Source organism: Chromobacterium sp. LK1 (genome assembly GCF_001043555.1).
Classification (GTDB): domain Bacteria; phylum Pseudomonadota; class Gammaproteobacteria; order Burkholderiales; family Chromobacteriaceae; genus Chromobacterium; species Chromobacterium aquaticum.
In genome coordinates this window covers 182,688-203,706 of record NZ_LDUI01000030.1, presented here as the reverse complement: position 1 = coordinate 203,706, position 21,019 = coordinate 182,688, and the positions used below count along the sequence as shown (strand labels likewise).

The window sequence follows — 21,019 nt, the reverse complement described above, 5'->3', positions numbered from 1 at the left end:
TGGATAGAAATGGGCGTTGAAAACAGCATTCGAAATGCTCATGTACCACTTGGACATTCCGCTTTCTCAGCCACAACGCCTTGTCTCGCCTTAGCTCGCGAGAGCGTAAACAGGTTCTTAGCCCGGATTCAAGCCGCCCCGGCACCACGCTCCAGTTCTTCGCGCAGTATCGCGAACAGGCTTTCCGGCCTCCCGTTCAGGAAGAAGTGATCGCCGGGCAGGATCTCGCTGCGAAAACCGCCGGTGGCATAGCCCTGCCAGGAAGCCGCCGCCTCGACGACGCCCTCTTCTTCGCTGCCGCCCAGCGCGACGATGCGGCAGCTCAAAGGAGGACGCGGCGCGGGACGATAAGTCTCTATCGCCTCGAAATCGGCATACAGCACCGGCAGGACGATGTTGACGAGTTCGGGATGTTGCAGCACCTCAGGCGGCGTGCCGTTCATCCGCAGCACTTCGTCGATGAACTCATCATCGGGCAATGCATGTATCGGCCGCCGCCTGGCGGGCAGATGCGGCGCGGCGCGGCCGGACACGATCAGGCAGCAGGGCGCCGGCAAGCCGCGCGCCCGCGCGCGCTGGGCCACCTCGAAGGCCAGGCTCGCGCCCATGCTGTGCCCGAACAAGGCATAAGGCCGGTCCAGCAGCGGCGCGATCGCGTCCGTCGCCTCGTCGGCCAGTTGATCCAGCCGGTAGCGCAGCGGATCGTGAAAGCGCCGCCCCCGCCCCGGCGGGTGCATGGGCCGGAGATCCACCGTGGCCGGCAAGCGCTCGGCCCAGCCGCGGAACACCGTCGCGCTGCCGCCGGCGTAAGGGAAGCAGAACAGGCGCAAGGCCGCGGCTTGGCCGGCCGGCGCGGCATCCACCCAGCCGCGGTTCATGGCGCCACCTTGCGGATGAAGCCGCCGGCTTCTTTGATCGCAGCCCTCGCTTCCGGCAGCATCGGCGTCAGGGTGGCCCAGGCGTGCGGCAGCCGCCGCCACACCTTGAAGTCCACGCCGACGCCGGCCGCGCTCGCCTTGCTGGCCACGCGCGCGGCGTCGTCCAGCAGCACCTCGCTGTCGCTGGCCTGGATGAACAGGTCCGGCAGGCCCGCGTACTCGCCGTAGAGCGGCGAGGCGATGGGATGGTCGGCGGCGGCGTCGCCAAGGTAATAGCGCGAGAAATTCCTCACCGCCACCGCGCTCAGCATCACGTCGGACGCGTCGTTCGCTTCCAGCGAGGCCCCGGTCGCCGCCAGATCCGTCCACGGCGAGAACAAGACCGCGCCGGCCGGCATCGGCGCGCCCGCGTCGCGCAGCGACAGCAGCAGCGCCAGCGCCAGCCCGCCGCCGGAGGAATCGCCGGCGACCACGATGCGCTCAGGCGCCACGCCCTCGTCCAACAGCTCCCGATACGCCGCCAGCGCGTCGTCGACGGCGGCCGGGAACGGATGTTCCGGCGCCAGCCGGTAAGCCAGCGAAAACGCGCGCGCGTCCGCCTCCCGCGCCAGCGCGGCGGCCACGCCGCGGTGCGTCAGCGGCGAGCAGAAGCAATAGCCGCCGCCGTGCAAATACAGGATCACCCGCCCGCTCGCCTCGCGCCGCGCGGCGGCTTCAGGCTCTATCCACTCGCCGCGCAGCGCCTCCGCGTCCAGCTTGCGCACCCGCCAGCCGCGCGGCGGCTTGATTTCGCCGCGCGCCCATTTCGCGCTGCGCTCGCGCATTTCCTGGGCGGTCAGGCCGGGCTTGCGGGTCAGGGATTTGGCCGTTCTGCGCAACAGCCAGGAGAAACATAGGTTTTGCCAACTCATGAATCGTTTTCCAGTAATAGAAGAGAAAGAAGTCTGCCGTCGCGCGCGTCTTATCCGAACACCAGTTTGCGATGCGCGGCGATGCCCGCCAGCGCGCCGTTGCCGATGGCCAGCGCCACGGTGCCGCCCCGCTGGGTGATGTCGCCGCAGGCGAATACGCCCGGCGCCGATGTCTCCATTGCGTCGTCGGTCCGCACATAAGGCCCCAGCGGCCCCTCCTCGATCACGCAGCCCAGCTGCTCCGCCACCGGGCTGGACAGGCGGAAGCGGTTCATCATGAACAGCCCGTCAAAGGCCAGCCGGCGTCCATCGGCCAGCTCGACGGTGGCGCGCTCGACGATGCGCTCTATCCGTTCGCGCACGATATCGACGCCCCGCTGCGCCAGCGCCTCGCGCTGCGCCGCGTCCGGCTCGAAGCCGCCGTCGCTCAGGAAGACGGTCGGGCCCCATTCCGGCATCAGCATCGCCGACAGATAGGACAAGGGACCGCCGCCGAGCACGCCGATGCGGCCCTGCTTCAGTTCGTAGCCGTGGCAGTAAGGGCAGTGGAACACGCTTTCGCCCCAGCGCTCACGCAGGCCCTCCAGCTCGGGCAATTCGTCCACCACGCCGAAAGCCAGCACCAGCTGGCGCGCGGCGTAGCTTTGGCCGGAGGCGCAGCGCAGCGCGTAGCCGGCCTCGCCGCTCTCGGCCCGGACCACGGTGTCCGCGCGCCATTGCGCGTTGGGATAGGCCAGCAATTGCGCCTTGCCGTCCGCGGCGATCGCGTCGGGCGAGCGTCCGTCCAGGCCGATCACGCCCTCGTCCAACAGCTCCCGATACGCCGCCAGCGCGTCGTCGACGGCGGCCGGGAACGGATGTTCCGGCGCCAGCCGGTAAGCCAGCGAGAACGCGCGCGCGTCCGCCTCCCGCGCCAGCGCGGCGGCCACGCCGCGGTGCGTCAGCGGCGAGCAGAAGCAATAGCCGCCGCCGTGCAAATACAGGATCACCCGCCCGCTCGCCTCGCGCCGCGCGGCGGCTTCAGGCTCTATCCACTCGCCGCGCAGCGCCTCCGCGTCCAGCTTGCGCACCCGCCAGCCGCGCGGCGGCTTGATTTCGCCGCGCGCCCATTTCGCGCTGCGCTCGCGCATTTCCTGGGCGGTCAGGCCGGGCTTGCGGGTCAGAGATTTGGCCGTTCTGCGCAACAGCCAGGAGAAACATAGGTTTTGCCAACTCATGAATCGCTTTCCAGTAATGAGGAGAAAGAAGTCTTCCGTCGCGCGCGTCTTATCCGAACACCAGTTTGCGATGCGCGGCGATGCCCGCCAGCGCGCCGTTGCCGATGGCCAGCGCCACGGTGCCGCCCCGCTGCGTGATGTCGCCGCAGGCGAATACGCCCGGCGCCGACGTCTCCATCGCATCGTCGGTCCGCACATAAGGCCCCAGCGGCCCCTCCTCGATCACGCAGCCCAGCTGCTCCGCCACCGGGCTGGACAGGCGGAAGCGGTTCATCATGAACAGCCCGTCAAAGGCCAGCCGGCGTCCATCGGCCAGCTCGACGGTGGCGCGCTCGACGATGCGCGTGATCCGTTCGCGCACGATGTCGACGCCCCGCTGCGCCAGCGCCTCGCGCTGCGCCGCGTCCGGCTCGAAGCCGCCGTCGCTCAGGAAGACGGTCGGGCCCCATTCCGGCATCAGCATCGCCGACAGATAGGACAGGGGGCCGCCGCCGAGCACGCCGATGCGGCCCTGCTTCAGTTCGTAGCCGTGGCAGTAAGGGCAGTGGAACACGCTTTCGCCCCAGCGCTCGCGCAGGCCCTCCAGCTCGGGCAATTCGTCCACCACGCCGAAAGCCAGCACCAGCTGGCGCGCGGCGTAGCTTTGGCCGGAGGCGCAGCGCAGCGCGTAGCCGGCTTCGCCGCTCTCGGCCCGGACCACGGTGTCCGCGCGCCATTGCGCGTTGGGATAGGCCAGCAATTGCGCCTTGCCGTCCGCGGCGATCGCGTCGGGCGAGCGTCCGTCCAGGCCGATCACGCCGTGGGATTGGGCGGCGAAGCGATTGCGGCGCGCGCCGGCGTCGATCACCAGCACGCGGCGGCGCGCGCGCGCGATCTGCAAGGCGGCGGATTGTCCGGCGTGACTGCCGCCGATCACGATGACGTCGAATACAGTCGTGGAAGTTTCGCTATTCATGATGAGATGTCCTTATTGGGATGAATCGGAGGGCGCGCGGACGGCCGTCACAGCCGGCCGCCGCCGCAGGCTTCCGCCGCGCGGTCCAGCAGCCAGCGCACGATCAGCTTGGCGCGCGGCACGCGCTGTCCTTCGTCGCGGCGCCGCAGCACCAGTTGTTGTGTGATCACCGCCAGCCGCAGCAGGCCGTAGGCGTACCAGTAGGCGGGTTCCGTCACCTCGCGTCCGGCCGCGGCGGCGTACAGGTCCACCAGCGCCGCGCGCGTCGGCGCGCCCGGCGCGCAGCTCGGCCCGGGCGCGTCCAGCCGCAGCAGCGACGAATCCCGGCCCTCTATCCAGTAAGCGAGCGCGGCGCCGAGATCCGCCAGCGGATGGCCGACTGCGGCCAGCTCCCAATCGACGACGCCCACCAGCCGCGCCGGATCGCCCGGATCGACGAGGATGTTGTCCAGCTTGTAGTCGTTGTGCAGCCAGGCGGAGGGCGCGGTCTGCGGCATCCGCTCGCTCAGCCAGTCGGCCACCGCCCGGAAGTCGGCGTCGGCCGCCGCGCCCGCCTCCTCCGCGTTCCAGCGCCGCCGCCATTCACTCAGGATGCGCCGCAGATAGTCGGGGGGCCGGTCGGCCGGCTCAACCTCCAGCGCATGCAGGCTCGCCAGCGTCTCGATGAAGTTTTCCGCGAGCCGGCGCACGGTGTCGGGGCCGAGCGCTCCGCAGGCGGCCGGCGCGACGCCGTCCAGCTTTTCAACCAGCAGCAGCGCGGCGTCGCCGTCCTCGTCCACCGCCAGCGGCCTGGGCGCCAGCCGGAACTGGCCGGACAGCCGCTCCAGCAGCGCGTAGCGGCGTCTCGCCTCGCGCGCGCCGCCCTCCGGCAGCCAGTAGGCGATGAGCTCGCTGTCGCCGCCCTGCACCAGGAACACCTCGCTGGCCCGGCCGCCGCCCACCCGCGTCGCGCGCGCGCCGACGCGGGGGCGGCCCAGCGCCGCCATCGCGCGCTCCGCGATCCGCGCGCTCATGCCAGCTCCCGCCGGAAGCCGGCCAGCGCATGGCGCGCCACCAGGCTCTTGTGCACTTCGTCCGGGCCGTCGTAAATCCGCCCCGCGCGTTCGTGCCGCCACAGCACATTGAGAATCGTGTCGCCGCTGACGCCCAATGCGCCCTGCACCTGCAGCGCGTGATCGAGCACGGTCTGCGTCACGCCGGCCACGAAGAACTTCGCGATCGAGATGTCGATCTGCGCGCGCTCGTGGCGGTTTTGCAGCCGCGTGGCCGCCTGGGTCACCAGCAGGCGCGCGGCGTCTATCGACGCGCGGCTCTCGGCGATCCAGTTCTGCACCGTCTGGCGCGAGGACAGCAGCTCGCCCGCCGCCAGTTCCCGGCGGCAGGCGCGCCGGCACATGATGGCGAAGGCGCGCTCGCACACGCCTATCCAGCGCGCGCAATGGTGCAGCCGCCCGGTGGCGAGCCTGGCCTGCAGCACGACGAAGCCCTCGCCGGGCTTGCCCAGCATCGCGTCCTCGCCCACCCGGCAATCGTCCAGCACCAGTTCGCCGTGGCTGGCCCAGCCGCAGCCCTCGTCCCCCATCACCCGCAGATTGCGGACGTGGCGGAAGCCGGGCGCGTCGGCGGGCACGATGAAGGTGCTGGTGCGCGCGTGCAGCGGCGCGGCCTCGTCGGTGACGGCCAGCACGATGGCGAAGCCCGCGCCGTCGGCGCCGGACGCAAACCATTTGCGGCCGTTCAGATGCCAGGCGCCGTCCCTGTACACCGCCGTCGTTTTCAGCGAGGAGGGATTCGATCCGGCGGACTCCGGCTCCGTCGCCGCGAAGCAGCTGCGCAGTTCGCCGCGCAATAGCGGCTCCAGCCAGCGCTGGCGCTGCGCGGGAGTCGCGTACTCCAGCAGCACGTCGATATTGCCGGCGTCGGGCGCCTGGTAGTTAACCGCGTAATGGCCCAGCGGCGAGGCGCCCAGCAGCTCGCCCACCTCCACCAGCTCAAGCAGGTTCAGGCCCAGGCCGCCGTCGGCGCGCGGCACCTGCGGCAGCCACAGGCCGTGCGCCCGGTTGGCCGCGCGGATGCCGCTCATCAACTGTTCCACGGTTTCGAAATCGCCGTTGGCGAGCGCCGCCTCCGGTTCCGCCAGCGCCGCCTCGACGGCGGCGAATGCCTTGACTCTGGTGTTCATTGTTCTTCCTCGGTTTCCATGTCCGAAACGGCCCGCCGCGCGGCGGCCTCCACGGCGCGCAAGGCGCCGGCCAGCCCGCTGACGAAGGGGGGGCGCATGATGCCGACGTGATCGCCGGGCAGGCGCAGCGCCGTCGCCGCGGCAGGCGCAGCCGCGCGCCAGCCGTCGATGAGCGCGGCGGCGTCGGGCGCGTCCGACTCGCCGTCCCTGTCCGCGGCCACAATCAAATGCAGCGCGCCGGCATAAGGCGTCGCCGGCGCGTAATCCGTCAGCGAATGCGCGATGAAGGCGCGCACGCGCGCCGCGAACTCGGGCAGGCCAAGCTCCTCCGGCAGCACGCCCGCCGCTATCAAGCGCTCGCGCAAACGTTCCACTCTCCGCGCATCGTCCAGCGCGTCGAATTCATCGGCGTCGAATAGCGGCTTGGCGTCGGCCAGACGCGCGAAGCTGTTGCCGATCTCCGCCATCCAGCGGCTGTCCCGCCAGTTCCGCTTTTGCGGCCGCGCCGCCGGCCCCGGCGGCAGGCTGTCCACGATGGAGACCCAAGCCACCGCCTCGCCCTGGCCGGCCAGTTGCCGCGCAATCTCAAGCGCGACCCAGCCGCCGAAAGAATGGCCGCCCAGGCGATAAGGCCCGTAAGGCCGCACCCGCCGGATGTCGGCGATCAGCGCCGTCGCGATGGCTTCGACGCCGGCCGCGTCGGCCTCGCCGGACCCGGGAAGCTCCATGCCCCATACCGAGAAGTCCTTGGACAGCTCGGCCGCGAGCGCGCGCAGATACGGCACATGCCCGCCCGCGCCCGGCGCGAAGAACAGCGGCGGCGCGTCGCCCGGCGCGGACAGCGCTACGAGCGCGCCGACCCGGACGCCGTCCGCGCCCGCCCCCTCGGTCTCGATGATCCGGGCCTGCTCGGCCACGGTCTGCGCCGTCAACAGACGGGCCACCACCGCCGCGTCCAGGCCAAAGGCCCGGCCGGCGCGGGAGCAGATCCGCAGCATCAGCAAGGAATCTCCGCCCAGCGCGCTGAAATCGCTGTCCTCCGACGGCGGTTCGCGCTTGAGCACGGCCGTCCACAAGGCGCTCAGCTCGCGTCGCAACGCCGCGCCGCTGGGCCGCGCGGCGGCGGGCGCCTTGGCCGCCGCCGGCGTGGCGGCCGCCGAGGCCAGGCTCCGGCGCTCGCCGCCGTCCGCCCTGCTCGCGCCGCCGGCGGCCGCGTCCCCCGCCGTGGTTTCCCCGAGCAACGCGCGCAAGGCCGCCGCGTACTCCGCGACGAAGCGGACCACGGTCTCCGTCGAGAAATGCCCGCGCGACGGCACTAGGGTGATCCGCAATACGCCTTGCCGGCCGTCGAAGCTGCTTTGCACCACCAGCGGCACATTGGTCGTGTCGCTCGCGTAGCCGTCGGACACTTCGATATCGCGCACCGCGTCCTCCAGCGCGCGGAAGTGCGTGAAGTTGAACAGCGCGTCGAACACCGTGCCCACCTGCCGATGCAGTTCGATCAAGGGATAGCGCCGGCGGCTGAACACCTCCATCTCGGCCGCCTGCACCGCGCGCACCAGCGCGACGGCGTCGAAGACGCCGGCCGGGAAATCGAAGCCGAGCGGCAGGCTGTTCAGGAACAGGCCCAGCGCCCGGTCGCCATCCGCGCCTTCGCTGCGGCCGTTGAACACCACGCCGCTCGTCACCGCCGGCCTGCCGCAGATGCGCGACAAGGCGAGCAGATGCGCCGTCAGCAGCACGCTCTTCACCGAGGCGCCCGCGCGCGCGGCGAGCGCTTCCAGGCCGGCGGACTCAGCGGCCGAAATCGGCACCTCCGCCGGCGCCGCGTCGCCGTCCGGCTCCCGCGCCAGCCGCGTGGCCGGCAAGGATTGTAGCCGCGCGCGCCACCAGTCGCGCAGCGCGTCCGAACGCGCCGCCTCGCGCTCGCGCTCGACGAAGTCGCGGTAGCGGCTGGCGGGCGCCGTCAGCGCCAGCGGCCGGCCGGCCAGCCGCGCCGAATAGTCCGAGATCAGCTCGGACAGCAGCAGATTGAAGCTCCAGCCGTCCAGAATCGCGTGGTGCTTGGTCACGCCGATATGCATCTCCTCCTCGCTCAGGCGATGCACGGCGAAGCGGATCAGCGGCGGATGCTCGACGTCGAAGCGCCGGCGCCGCTCGGCCTCGCGCCAATCCAGAATCCGCGCGTCCTGCCGCGCCGCGTCCAGGCCACGCCAGTCGCTGACCGCCAGCGGCAAGGGCACTTGGCGATGCACGTACTGCAGCGGCTCCTCGTCGGCGGCCAGATCGAAGGCGGTGCGCAGCGCCGGATGGCGTTCGAAGGCGCCGCGCAACGCCGCCTCGAGCGCGGCCGCGTCGAAGGGCAGGGCCAGCCGCTGATCGTTGACGTTGTGATAGGCGGAGTCCTGGCCGTGCCGCATCTCGTTGGCCAGCATCGCCATCTGCATCGCGCTGAGCGGATACGCGTCCTCGTAGGCCGCGTCCAGCGGCGGAGGCGGAGGCGGCGCGCTCGCGGCCGGCGGCGGCGAATCCGTGCGCCGGACCCGCGGCGCCAGGCTTGCTATGGTCAGCGAGCGCATCAGCTCGTCCAGCGTGAAGTCGATGCCGACCTTGTGCGCGGCCGACAGGATCTGGATGCTCAGGATGGAGTCCCCGCCCAGCTCGAAGAAGTTGTCGGTGACGCCGATCGGCGAGCGCTTGAGCACGGATTCGAACACGCCGACCAGCGCCTGTTCCACCGCATCGCGCGGCGCGACGTGCGGACGCGCGGCGTCGCCGTCCGCCGCCAGCGCGTCGGCCAGCCGGCGGCGATCGAGCTTGCCGTTAGGGGTCAGCGGGATAGCGTCCACCTCGATCAGGCGCGCCGGAATCGCGTGCGGCGGCAGGCGCTGCGCCAGCCAGTCCCGCAGCGCGGCGGGAGAGAGCGACGCGCCCTCGCGCGGCGCCGCGAAACCCGCCAGCTGCGCGTGGCCGTCTATGCTCGCCTCGTCCACCATCACCGCCGCGGCGGCGACGTCCGGGTGCCGGGCCAGCGCCGCCTCCACCTCGCCCAGTTCGATGCGGAAGCCGCGGATCTTGACCTGCTCGTCGATGCGGCCCAGATAGTCCAGCTCGCCGTCCGCGTCCCAGCGCCCGAGGTCCCCGCTGCGGTAAAGCCGCTCGCCGGGCAGGAAGGGGTCGGCGATGAAGCGTTCGCGGTCGAGCTCGGGACGCTTGTGATAACCGCGCGCCACGCCCTCCCCGCCCACGTAGATTTCGCCCGGCACGCCCGGCGGCACCGGATGCCCGGCGGCGTCGAGCAGGTAGATACGGTAGCCGGGCAAGGGCCGGCCCACCGGGCTGCGCGAGGAGAGCGCGTCGCCCGCGCCCAGCACGCGCTCGGTCACATGCACCGTGGTTTCGGTGATGCCGTAGAGATTGACCAGAGCGACGCCGCTCTCCTCGCCCAGGCAGGCGGCGAACTGGCTGGGAATCAGCGCCTCCCCGCCGAAGAACACATGGCGCAAGCCGGCCGGCAAGGGCCGCCGCGCGTCGCCCAGCGCGCGCAGCAGCTGCTTGAAGGCGCTGGGGGTCTGGCTCAGCATCGTGACGCCCTCGCGCTCCAGCAGCGCGAGAAATTCCTCCGGCGTGCGCGAGCAGCGGTAAGGTACGATTTCCAGCCGCCCGCCGTGCAGCAGGGCGCCCCAGATTTCCCATACCGAGAAGTCGAAGGCGTAGGAATGGAACAGGGTCCACACGTCCGACGGTCCGATGCCGTAGCTCCGGCGCGTCGCCGCGAACAGGTGGTCCACATTGCGGTGCTCCACGCACACGCCCTTGGGCTGTCCGGTCGAGCCCGAGGTGTAGATCACGTAGCACAGGTCGGCGGGCGAAGTGTCGCGCGGCGGCGGCTCATCGTCGCGCCCGGCCAAGACCCGCGTCTCTGCCATGACGATCAGCGCGCCGCCGAAACCGGCGAAGCGCTCGCGCGCCTCCTCGCCGCAGATCAGCGCGCCGGCGCCGATATCCTCCAGTATCCAGGCGAGACGTTCCGGCGGATGGTCGAGATCGAGCGGCACATAGAAGGCGCCCGCCTTCAACACCGCCAGTATCGCGACGATGCTGTCCACGCCGCGCCCGAACGCCAGCGCAACCGGCGTGTCGCCGCGCACCCCGGCGGCGTCCAGCCGCCAGGCCAGCCGGTTGGCGCGGCGATCCAGTTCGGCGTAAGTCAGCGCCTCGCCCTCGCATTGCAGCGCGACAGCATCGGGGCGCGCGCGCGCCTGCGCCTCAAAACGGCGATGCAGGCACTGGCGCTCCGTCTCGTCCGCGCGCCGGGCCGCCGCGTTCCAGCCCGCGACCAGCGCGCCGCCCGCCTCCGCGCCCAGCAGCGACGCCGCGCCGATGCGCAGCGCGGCGCCGCCGCGTTCGAACTGCTCCAGCAGCCGCGCCAGCATCGCGACGATCCGCTCCGCCGCCGCCTCCGAGACGCGCTGGCGATCGTAATGCAGGCGCAAGCGCAGACGCTCGCCGGGAATCGCGACCACGGTCAGCGGATAGTTGGTCTGCTCCACCACCTCGACGTCGCCGACGCCCAGCCGTTCCCGATAGCGCGTCGCGTCCGCGCGCGCCGGATAGTTCTCGAACACCACCAGGCTCTCGAACAAGGGCGCGCCCGGAGCCACGCCGCTCCAGCCCGGAATCGCGTGCAGCGGCGTATAGGCGTAGGCTTCGGCGCCCACATGCCGGCGGTGCAGCTGTCTGAGCCAGTCGCCCAGCGTCTGCGCGGCGTCCACGGTCGCGCGCGTCGGCAGCGCGTTGACGAAGAGCCCCACCATCTGCTCGACCCCGCGCAGCTCGGCCGGCCGGCCGGACACGGTGGTGCCGAACACCACGTCGTCGCGGCCGCTCGCTCGCGCCAGCAGCAAGGCCCAGGCGGCCTGGATCACCGTGCTCTGCGTCAGCTCGCAGGCGCGCGCCAGCCGCTGCAGGCCCTCGCTCGTCCGCGGGTCCAGCTCGCGTTCCAGCAGACCGTGGCCGGACGCGCGTTCCGGGCCCGCCTCCTCGGCCAGCGGCAAGGGCGTGGCCGCGCGCACATCGCCCAGCCGCTCGCGCCAGAAGGCTTCGGCCGCCGCGCCGTCCTGCTGGTCCAGCCAGCGCAGAAAAGCGCTGTAGGGCTGGGGCGGCGGCAAGGCCGGATCGGCCCCGCGCCGGTAGGCGTCGTAGCAGGCGAGCGCTTCGCCCAGCACGATCTGCACCGACCAGCCGTCCAGCAGCAGATGGTGATAGCTCCACACGAACTCATAGCGTTCTTCGCCGGTGCGGAACAAGGCGCAGCGCATCAGCGGCGCGCGGCTCAGGTGAAAGCCCGGACGCCGGTCCGCGTCCCGGTAGGCGGCGAGACGCCGCCGCTGTTCCTCGGGATCGAAAGCCCGCCAGTCCTCCTCCACCCACGGCAGTTCGACGTCGCGGAAGACCACCTGAACCGGCTTGGACGGCCCGTCCCACAGAAAGCCGGTGCGCAGCACGCCGTGGCGCGCGATCACCGCTTCCAGCGCGCGCCGGTAATCGGCCGCGTCTAGCGCGACCTGGAAGGCGCAAGCGACCTGTTCGTAATAGACGCCGGACTCCGGCGCTTTCAGCGTATGAAACAGCAGGCCCTGCTGCGTCGGCGTCAACGGCAGCATGGTCTCGACTTTCGAGCCGGCTTGCTGCGCGGCGTTTGATAATGTTTTGTTCATGGCTGTTCGTTCAGTAGCTGTAACACTTCGTCGATATCGTTCTGGTCAAGATGGGCGAGCGGCAGGTCCGACGGCGTCAGGCCGCCCGACTGCGGCGACAGGCAGTGCGCCAGCACCGCGTCCAGCTCGGCGCGGAAGTGCTCCGCCAGCGCCGTCATCGCGTCCGCCGCTTGCAGCGCCGCGTTGTACAGCCAGTCCACCCGCAGCCGCCCTTCGTGCACCTGCGCCACCACGTCCAGCGCGTAGCGACGCCTCATCCCGCCCGAGCGCGCGCCGCCCGGCGGCTCGCCCAGCCAAGCCGCGCCCGGCGCGCCGCCTTCTTCCAGCCGCCATTGGCCCAGGTAGTTGAAGCACACCGTGCGCGCATGGCCGCCCAGCTCCGATCCACGGCCGCCGTAACGCAGCGCCTGATAGGCGATGCCGCTGTCCGGCACGCCGCGCATCCGCTCCTTCACCGACTTCAGATCCCGCGGCAAGTCGCCGCTCAGCGGCAGCCGCAGCGGATACAAGCTGGTGAACCAGCCCACGGTGCGCGACACGTCCACGCCCGCCAGCCCGTCGCGGCCGTGGCCTTCCAGGTCCAGCACGCATTCCTCCGCGCCCGTCCATTGGCGCAAGGCCCGCGCCAGCGCGGCCAGCAGCAATTCCTCCGGACGCATCCGATAGGCCTCGCCCGCCTGCCGCAGCCAGCGTTCCGTCGTCGCCGCGTCCCATTGCAGCGACACCCGCGATTCCGCCGCCACCGTGTCTTCGCCCGCGCCGACGCCGGGCAGGGCCATCCCCGGCGCGTCCATCTCCCGCCAGTAACTCAGCGTTGAGTCCGGCAAGGTTTCCGCCCATTCCCACAGCCGCTGCGACCACGCCTGATACGACACCGTCTTGGCCGGCCATGCCGCCGCCTCGCCCCGGCTCAGCGCCGCGTAGGCCCGCCACAGGTCTGCCAGCAGAATCCGCCACGACACCCCATCCACCGAGGCGTGATGCGCCAGCCACAGCAGACGCCAGCCTTGCTCCAGCCGGTACAGCCGCGCCGCCCACAGGCCGGCGCCGTCCAGGCGCAGACCGGACTGCAATTCGGCCGCGTCGCGCTCCAGCGCGGCCTCGGCGTCGGCCAGGCCGCGCAGGTCCACTATCTTCACTTCCACCGGCGCGCCGGCGCCGCTTTCCTGAATCCAGCGCTCGCCGTCCCGCCGCCAGCCTATCCGCAGCGCGTCGTGCCGCTGCGCCACCGCCTGCAGCGCGCCGATCAGCGCTTCGGCGTCGAGCGGGCCGCTCAGGCCCAGATAAGCCCCTTGGCTGAACTGTTGCCAATCCGTGCCCGGCCAGTCCAGATACCAGGCCTGGATCGGGCCTGGCCTCACTTCGCCCCTCACCTCGCCCTGCTCCGCCGGCGCGCCGGCTTCTTCCGCCGCGCCGCTTTCCGCCGCCAGTTCGGCGATGGTCGGATAGCGGAACACCTGCTGCGGGCTGATGCGCAAGCCCCGCTCCGCCGCCCGCGACGCCATCTGTATGCTCAGGATGGAGTCGCCGCCCAGCGCGAAGAAGTTGTCCCTCACCCCCACGCGTTCCAGCCCCAACAGGCCTTGCCAGATCTCCACCAGCGCCGCCTCGGCCGCGTTCTCCGCCGCCGCCGCGCCCGCCTCGATCTGCGGCTCCGGCAGACGCTTGCGGTCCACCTTGCCGTTGGCGCTCAGCGGCACGCTGTCCAGCGCCATGATCGACGCCGGCAGCATGTATGGCGGCAGCCGCCGCGCCAGCGCGTCGCGAATCGCGGCGGTATCCAGGCTCGCGCCCGGCAGCAACAGCACATAGCCGGCGATGATCCGCCGCCCGTCGCGCTCGACCACCGAGGCCACGCCGCGCTCCACGCCCGGCGCGGCCGCCAGCGCGGCCTCGATTTCGCCGATCTCGATCCGGAAGCCGCCGATCTTGACCTGATCGTCCACTCGGCCCAGGAATTCCAGATTGCCGTCGGCAAGCACGCGCGCGCGGTCGCCGGTCCGGTACATCCGCTCGCCCGGCACAAAGGGATTGTCGACAAAGCGGTAGGCGCTGAGATCGGGCTGGCCGAGATAGCCCAGCGCCACGCCCGCGCCGGCGATCCACAGATCGCCCGGCACGCCCACCGGCACCGCCTGCAGCGAGGAAGACAGCACATAGAGCCGCTGCCCCGGCAGATGGCGGCCATAGGGCACGAAGGCGGCGTCGGGCGCCAGCCCCCGCGTGTCGTACCAGCACGACCAGATGGCCGCCTCGGTGGCGCCGCCCAACGCCAGCACCTCCGGATCGGACGTCGCCGCCGCGCGGATCTGCGCGGGCAGCCCCACCGGCACGCGGTCGCCGCTCAACATCGCCAGCTTCAGCGTGGGCGGCAGCGCGCGCCCGCTCTGCCGGCATTCCAGCAGCAGCAACTCCATCACCGCCGGCACGGATTCCCAGACCGTCGCCCCCTCGCGCGCCATCAAATCCAGCCACGCCGCCGGCGCGATCGTCGACGACTCCGGCGCCAGCAAGACCGCGGCGCCCGCCGCGAACGCGCCGAAGAAATCGAATACCGACAGGTCGAAGCCCGCCGCCGACACGCACATCAAGCGGTCGGACGCGCCGATCTCATAACGGCGCAGAAAGACTTCCATCGTCAGCGCGGCCGCGCGGTGGCTGATCATCACGCCCTTGGGCTTGCCGGTGGAGCCCGAGGTGAACATCACATAGGCCAGATCGTCGGGCGCCGCCTCCGGCAGCGCGACCTCGGCCGGCGGCGTTTCGTCGATCAGGATCGCGCGCGCCGCGACGCCGTCCAGCAGCGGCAGATGCTCGCGCGTCGTCAGCACATGGCCGACCGTGGCCAGCAGATCGCGCAAGCGCCCCGGCGGCATCGCCGGATCGGCCGGCACGTAGGCGCAGCCGGCGCGCATCACGCCCGAGTAGGCGGCGACCGCGCGCGCGCTCCTCGGCAGCAGCACCGCCACCGGTTCGCGCCGCGCGCCCGCCGCCGCCACCGCCCTGGCGACGCGCAGCGTCTCGTCGGCCAGTTCGCGGTAGTTCATCGCCTCGTCCACGCCTATGATCGCCGGCGCCAGCGGCGTCAGCTCGGCGTGCCGCTCTATGCCGGCGTGCAGCAGATAGCCGTCGCCAACCGGCGGCGTCGCGTTCCAGTCGTGAATCAGCCGGCGCGCCTCGTCGTCGTCGACCAAGGTCAGATCGCCCAGCCGCGCGTCCGGCTGCGCGGCGAGCTGGGCCAGCAGATGCAGGAAGCTCGCGCCCAAGCGGCCTATGCCCTCCTCGTCGTAGCGCGAGGCGTCGAAATCGACATAGAGCACGGTCTCCTCGCCCGGAATCAGCTGGCCGACCAGCGGATAATTGGTGCGCGTCTCCGCCGCCGCGAACTCGCTGACGTCGAAACCGGCGTCGCCTCGGGCCAGCTGGCGGTCCACCGGATAGTTTTCCACCACGAACAGGCTGCTCAAGAGCTCGCCGCCCTCATAGCCCGCCCAGCGCCGGATGTCGGTCAGCGAGGCGGCGCCCAGTCTGGCCCGTTCGCTCTGCTGTCCATGCAGTTGCTGCAGCCATTGCGACACGCGCGCGTCGTCGTCGATGCCGACGCGCACCGGCACCGTGTTGATGAACAGCCCCACCATCCGCTCGACGCCCGGCAGCGTCGCCGGCCGGCCGGACAGCGTGGTGCCGAACACCACCTCGCGCCCGCCGCCGGCGTAGCCCAGGGTCAGCGCCCAGGCGCCGGTCAGCAGGCTGGCGCGAGTGACGCCGGCCCGCCGCGCGGCGCGGTCGACCTGCTCGTTCAGCCCCGCGTCGAACACGAAGGCGCGCCGGCCCTGGCCCCGCGCTTGCGCGCCGCGCGCCGGCGCGGCGAAGCCTATCGGCGTGGGCTCTTCTATGCCGGCCAGCACCTGTTGCCAGTACGCGGCCTGCTCGCTCTCGTCCCGCGCCGCCAGCCAATTGACGAAGGGCAGAAAACGGCTGCCCGGCAGCGGGGCCGTGTCGCCGGCGCCCAGCTCGGCGTAGCGGCCGATCACCTGCTTCAGGATCAAGGGCACCGACCAGCCGTCGACCACCGCGTGGTGGTAGCTCCACAGGAAGCGCCAGGCGTCGCCGGGTTCGCGGATCAGGGTGCCGCGCAGCAAGGGCCCGCGTTCCAGATCGAAGCCGCGTTGACGGTCCAGTTCGCGCAGCGCGTCGAAGCGGCTGGCGCAGGCCTCGGCGGACAGCTCGCGCCAATCCAGCGTGTCCCAGTCCGGGTCCAGACGGGGATGGACGATTTGGACCGGGCTCTGCAACTGCCGCCAGCGGAAGGTGGTGCGCAGCGCGGCGTGCGCCGCCGCGACGTCGAACCAGGCTTGACGGAAGCGTTCCGCGTCGAAGACGCCGCTCATTTTCCAGTGCAGTTGTTCTATATAGAGCGGCGCGTCCTCGTCCGCGATGGAGTGGAACAGAATGCCCTGCTGCAACGGCGTCACGCCGTACAAGGCCTCCAGCCCGGGATGCTCGCGCTCGATCGCGTCGATATCGCTCTGCTCCAGTTGGGCGAGCGGCAGGTCCGACGGCGTCAGGCCGCCCGACTGCGGCGACAGGCAGTGCGCCAGCACCGCGTCCAGCTCGGCGCGGAAGTGCTCCGCCAGCGCCGTCATCGCGTCCGCCGCTTGCAGCGCCGCGTTGTACAGCCAGTCCACCCGCAGCCGCCCTTCGTGCACCTGCGCCACCACGTCCAGCGCGTAGCGCCGCCTCATCCCGCCCGAGCGCGCGCCGCCCGGCGGCTCGCCCAGCCAAGTCGCGCCCGGCGCGCCGCCTTCTTCCAGCCGCCATTGGCCCAGGTAGTTGAAGCACACCGTGCGCGCATGGCCGCCCAACTCCGATCCACGGCCGCCGTAACGCAGCGCCTGATAGGCGATGCCGCTGTCCGGCACGCCGCGCATCCGCTCCTTCACCGACTTCAGGTCCCGCGGCAAGTCGCCGCTCAGCGGCAGCCGCAGCGGATACAAGCTGGTGAACCAGCCCACGGTGCGCGACACGTCCACGCCCGCCAGCCCGTCGCGGCCGTGGCCTTCCAGGTCCAGCACGCATTCCTCCGCGCCCGTCCATTGGCGCAAGGCCCGCGCCAGCGCGGCCAGCAGCAATTCCTCCGGACGCATCCGATAGGCCTCGCCCGCCTGCCGCAGCCAGCGTTCCGTCGTCGCCGCGTCCCACTGCAGCGACACCCGCGACTCCGCCGCCACCGTGTCTTCGCCCGCGCCGACGCCGGGCAGGGTCATCCCCGGCGCGTCCATCTCCCGCCAGTAGTCCAGCGTCGATTCCGGCAAGGCGTCCGCCCAGGCCCACAGCCGCTGCGACCACGCCTGGTACGACACCGTCTTGGCCGGCCACGACGTCGCCTCGCCCCGGCTCAGCGCCGCGTAGGCCCGCCACAGGTCTGCCAGCAGAATCCGCCACGACACCCCGTCCACCGAGGCATGATGCGCCAGCCACAGCAGACGCCAGCCTTGCTCCAGCCGGTACAGCCGCGCCGCCCACAGGCCGGCGCCGTCCAGGCGCAGACCGGACTGCAATTCGGCCGCGTCGCGCTCCAGCGCGGCCTCGGCGTCGGCCAGGCCGCGCAGGTCCGCTATCTTCACTTCCGCCGGCGCGCCGGCGCCGCTTTCCTGAATCCAGCGCTCGCCGTCCCGCCGCCAGCCTATCCGCAGCGCGTCGTGCCGCTGCGCCACCGCCTGCAGCGCGCCGATCAGCGCTTCGGCGTCGAGCGGGCCGCTCAGGCCCAGATAAGCTCCCTGGCTGAACTGTTGCCAGTCCGTGCCCGGCCAGTCCAGATACCAGGCCTGGATCGGGCCGGGCCTCACTTCGCCCCTCACCTCGCCCTGCTCCGCCGGCGCGCCGGCTTCTTCCGCCGCGCCGCTTTCCGCCGCCAGCTCGGCAATGGTCGGATAGCGGAACACCTGCTGCGGGCTGATGCGCAAACCCCGCTCCGCCGCCCGCGACGCCATCTGTATGCTCAGGATGGAGTCGCCGCCCAGCGCGAAGAAGTTATCCCTCACCCCCACGCGTTCCAGCCCCAACAGGCCTTGCCAGATCTCCACCAGCGCCGCCTCGGCCGCGTTCTCCGCCGCCGCCGCGCCCGCCTCGATCTGCGGCTCCGGCAGGCGCTTGCGGTCCACCTTGCCGTTGGCGGACTGCGGCAAGGCGTCCAGCCACACCCAGGCGCGCGGCACCATATAGCCCGGCAGCCGCGTCTCCAGCCATGCCTGCACCGCCGCCGCGTCCGCGGCTTCGGCCGAATCTTGCCGCGCCACCAGATAGCCGACCAATTGCTTCTCGTCCGCGGCGCTGCGCCGCAGCGCGACGGCGCAGCCGCTCAAGCCGGGGTGATGGCCCAGCGTTGCCTCGATCTCGCCCAGCTCGATCCGGTAGCCGCGCAGCTTGATCTGCTCATCCACTCGGCCGAGGAACTCCAGCGCCCCGTCGCGCCGCCAGCGCACGCGGTCGCCGGTGCGATACCAGCGCCCGCCGTCCGGCGGCGGCGCCGCGACGAAGCGTTCCGCCGTCAAGTCGGCGCGGCCCAGATAGCCGAGCGCGAGCCCGTCGCCGCCCGCCCACAATTCGCCGGGCACGCCGACCGGCACCAGCCGGCCGCCGGCGTCCACCACGCGCACCTCGGTATTGCCTATCGGCCGCCCAATCGGAATCGAACCGCGTTTCACGTCGCCGGCCGTCACCCGATGGCTGCAGGTGAAGGTGGTGTTTTCCGTCGGGCCGTAGCCGTTGATCAGCGCGACGCCCGGGCAGGCCTCGAGAAAGGCGCGGCAGCTCGCCACCGGCAGCGCGTCGCCGCCGGTCAGCAGTTCGCGCAGGCCGCCGAGCGCGGCCGGCTCCTCTTCCACCACCATGCGGAACAGGTCGGCGGTCAGCCACATCGTGGTGACGCCGTCGCGCGACGCCGCGTCCAGGAAGGGCATGCCGGGCTCGGCCAGCACCAGCCGCCCGCCGTTCAGCCAGCAGCCCCAGATTTCGAAGGTCGAGGCGTCGAAGCCCAGCGGCGATTGCTGCAGCATCACCGTCGACGCGTCCAAGCGCGCGTAGCCGCCGCCGACGGCGAGCCGGACCACCGCGCGATGCGGCACCGCCACGCCCTTGGGCCGCCCGGTGGAGCCCGAGGTGTACATCACATAAGCCAGGTCTTCCGCGCGCCGCGCCGCGGACGACACGGGCCGCGCGTCGCCGGCCTCGCAGTCGGCCAGGCTCAGCACCGGTCCGGCGTAATCGCCGAGCCAGCCGGCGTCCAGACCGTCGGCGACGATCATCAAGGCCGGCGCGGCGTCGGCCGTCATCGCGCTCAGGCGCGCGGCCGGATAAGTCGGATCCAGCGGCAGATAGGCGGCGCCCGCCTTCAGCGCCGCGAGGAAGGCGGCCAGCAGCCGCGGCGAGCGCTCGCCCGCCACGCCCACCACCGCGCCGGCCTCGACGCCGGCCGCGCGCAGCGCGCCGGCCGCGCGGTCCGACCACTGATCGAGCTCCGCGTAAGTCCAGCGCTCGCCGCCCTGTTCCAGCGCGACGCGTCCGGGATGGGCGGCCGCGCATTCGCGGAACAACGCGTCGATCGCGGCGTCCGCCCGATATGGGCGCTCATGCCGCCCCCATCCGCGCAGGCGCGCTTCTTCGGCCTCGGACAGGATGGGCAAGCCGCGCGCGTCCGCGTCCGGCGCGGCCAGCGCCGCGCGCAGCAGCGCCAGATAATGTTCGCCCAGCTGGCGGATGGTGGCCGCGTCGTACAGATCGGTGTTGTACTGCCACACCGCGAAAGTGCCGCGCTCGTCTCCCTCGATCGACAGATAAAGATCGAAGCGCGCGAACGGGCTGTCCAGATCGAAGGGCACGGCCGCGCCGCTCGCGGTGCGCACCGCCGGCAGGCGGACGTTCTGGAAGGCGAACACGGTCTGCGCCAACTGCTCGTGCCGGGGGCCGCCGCGCGCGCGCAGCCGCTCCACGATGGCGTCCAGCGGCACGCCCTGGCGCGCGAAGGCCCGCGCGCTGGCGTCGCGGACCCGGTCCACCAGCGCGCCGAAGCTGTCGCCCTCGCCCACCTCGGTGGCCAGCGCCACCAGGTTGACGAAGTAGCCGGCGATGTCCTCCGCCGCCTGGAAAGGCCGGTTGGCCGCCGGCGTCAGCGTCAGCCCGCGCGCTTCGCCGGTGTAACGATGCTGCAGCAGCGCGAAGGCGCTGAACAAGGTGGTGAACAGCGTGGTGTTATGGCCGCGGGAGAACGCGGCCGCCGCATCCATGCACGCGGCCGGAATCTCGAAGCGCTCGGTGCCGCCGCGCCCGCTCAGCGCCGGCGGACGCGGGCGGTCGCCGCGTATCGCCGGCACCTCGTCCACCGCCGCCAAGTCGTCCACCCAGGCGTCCAGTTGCGCCGCGTAGTCCGGCGACGCCATCCAGCGGCGCTGCCAGGCGGCATAGTCTCGATAACTGAGGCGGGGCGCCGAGGGCTCGGCCGCGTCCGGCGACGCGAGATAGGCGCTGAAATCGCGGATCAGCACGCTCATCGACCAGCGGTCGAAGATGGCGTGATGGATGGTCAGCACCAGCACGGCGGTGCGCTCGGGCGTCGAGAACAGATCGACGCGCCACATCGGCGCGCCGGCGGCGAAGGGCTGGCGCGCCAGTTCCGCGGCGCGCGCGCGCAAGGCGTCGTCGCCGTCCACCGCCCACGCTTGCAAGGCGACGAGCGGCTCGGGCAGCACCCGCTGCAGTTCCGGCTCGCCGTCGCTGAAGACGGTGCGCAGGATGTCGTGCCGGCGCGCGAGCGCCGCGAAGGCGCGGGCGACGGCCTCTTCGTCGACCGCGTCCGCGAGTTCGATCGCCGCCTGTTCGTTGTACATCGCCGGATCGCCCAGCCGCGTCGCCGCGACCAGACGGGCCTGCCCCGGCGACAGCGCCGCCGCGTCGCCGGCCTCGCCCGGCAGCGCCGGCGCCAGTGGCGCGGCGCGCGCGCCTTCGTCGTCGAGCACGCTCAGCAGCGCCTCCTTGGCCTCGCGCAGCCGCGCGACCAGCGCGGCGTCGAGCGCGCCCTGCGGCGCCTGTACCTGAAGCTGGTCGCCGCGACGATGCAGCGTGACGCCCGCGTCGGCAAGATCGGTCATGAGCCGTGCC

General features: G+C 71.9%; 8 protein-coding genes. All 8 read right to left on the bottom strand.

Annotation, left to right across the window (positions count from 1 at the left end; genetic code table 11):
* Positions 1–128 precede the first annotated feature (128 nt).
* Genes VI26_RS13880 through VI26_RS13845 form a run of 8 tightly spaced genes read right to left on the bottom strand, consistent with a single transcriptional unit; the run spans position 129 to position 21,009 of the window.
* Complete coding sequence (locus tag VI26_RS13880) at positions 129–878, bottom strand: thioesterase II family protein (RefSeq protein WP_048410329.1); 750 nt, start codon at positions 876–878, stop codon at positions 129–131.
* Positions 875–1,789 (bottom strand): alpha/beta hydrolase, encoded by a 915-nt coding sequence (locus tag VI26_RS13875; protein WP_048410328.1) that lies wholly within the window; start codon positions 1,787–1,789, stop codon positions 875–877. Before VI26_RS13875 ends, VI26_RS13880 begins: the two co-directional genes overlap by 4 nt.
* Before the next feature lie 50 nt (positions 1,790–1,839).
* Entirely contained in the window at positions 1,840–3,006 is a 1,167-nt protein-coding gene (locus VI26_RS13870; RefSeq protein ID WP_197081465.1) for an alpha/beta hydrolase fold domain-containing protein, read from the bottom strand.
* A gap of 49 nt (positions 3,007–3,055) precedes the next feature.
* A complete protein-coding gene (locus VI26_RS13865; RefSeq protein WP_048410327.1) occupies positions 3,056–3,961 on the bottom strand; it encodes an NAD(P)/FAD-dependent oxidoreductase in 906 nt (301 codons plus the stop codon).
* A gap of 47 nt (positions 3,962–4,008) precedes the next feature.
* Positions 4,009–4,974 carry a phosphotransferase family protein gene (locus tag VI26_RS13860; protein WP_048410326.1) on the bottom strand — a complete coding sequence of 322 codons (966 nt, stop codon included), beginning with the start codon at positions 4,972–4,974 and terminating at the stop codon, positions 4,009–4,011.
* Positions 4,971–6,143, bottom strand: a complete 1,173-nt coding sequence (locus tag VI26_RS13855; RefSeq protein ID WP_048410325.1) for an acyl-CoA dehydrogenase family protein — start codon at positions 6,141–6,143, stop codon at positions 4,971–4,973. Before VI26_RS13855 ends, VI26_RS13860 begins: the two co-directional genes overlap by 4 nt.
* Positions 6,140–11,863, bottom strand: a complete 5,724-nt coding sequence (locus VI26_RS13850) for an amino acid adenylation domain-containing protein (RefSeq protein ID WP_197081464.1) — start codon at positions 11,861–11,863, stop codon at positions 6,140–6,142. The genes VI26_RS13855 and VI26_RS13850 overlap by 4 nt, the downstream gene beginning before the upstream one ends.
* Positions 11,860–21,009: a non-ribosomal peptide synthetase gene (locus tag VI26_RS13845; protein WP_197081463.1), complete on the bottom strand. Its 9,150-nt coding sequence runs from the start codon at positions 21,007–21,009 to the stop codon at positions 11,860–11,862. Before VI26_RS13845 ends, VI26_RS13850 begins: the two co-directional genes overlap by 4 nt.
* Between the last annotated feature and the right edge of the window lie 10 nt (positions 21,010–21,019).

Bases quoted from the DNA above. Each gene is read 5' to 3' on its own strand.
- VI26_RS13880 (WP_048410329.1), bottom strand. From the start codon at position 878: ATGAACCGCGGCTGGGTGGATGCCGCGCCGGCCGGCCAAGCCGCGGCC.
- VI26_RS13875 (WP_048410328.1), bottom strand. From the start codon at position 1,789: ATGAGTTGGCAAAACCTATGTTTCTCCTGGCTGTTGCGCAGAACGGCC.
- VI26_RS13845 (WP_197081463.1), bottom strand. From the start codon at position 21,009: ATGACCGATCTTGCCGACGCGGGCGTCACGCTGCATCGTCGCGGCGAC.
- VI26_RS13860 (WP_048410326.1), bottom strand. From the start codon at position 4,974: ATGAGCGCGCGGATCGCGGAGCGCGCGATGGCGGCGCTGGGCCGCCCC.
- VI26_RS13855 (WP_048410325.1), bottom strand. From the start codon at position 6,143: ATGAACACCAGAGTCAAGGCATTCGCCGCCGTCGAGGCGGCGCTGGCG.
- VI26_RS13850 (WP_197081464.1), bottom strand. From the start codon at position 11,863: ATGAACAAAACATTATCAAACGCCGCGCAGCAAGCCGGCTCGAAAGTC.
- VI26_RS13870 (WP_197081465.1), bottom strand. From the start codon at position 3,006: ATGAGTTGGCAAAACCTATGTTTCTCCTGGCTGTTGCGCAGAACGGCC.
- VI26_RS13865 (WP_048410327.1), bottom strand. From the start codon at position 3,961: ATGAATAGCGAAACTTCCACGACTGTATTCGACGTCATCGTGATCGGC.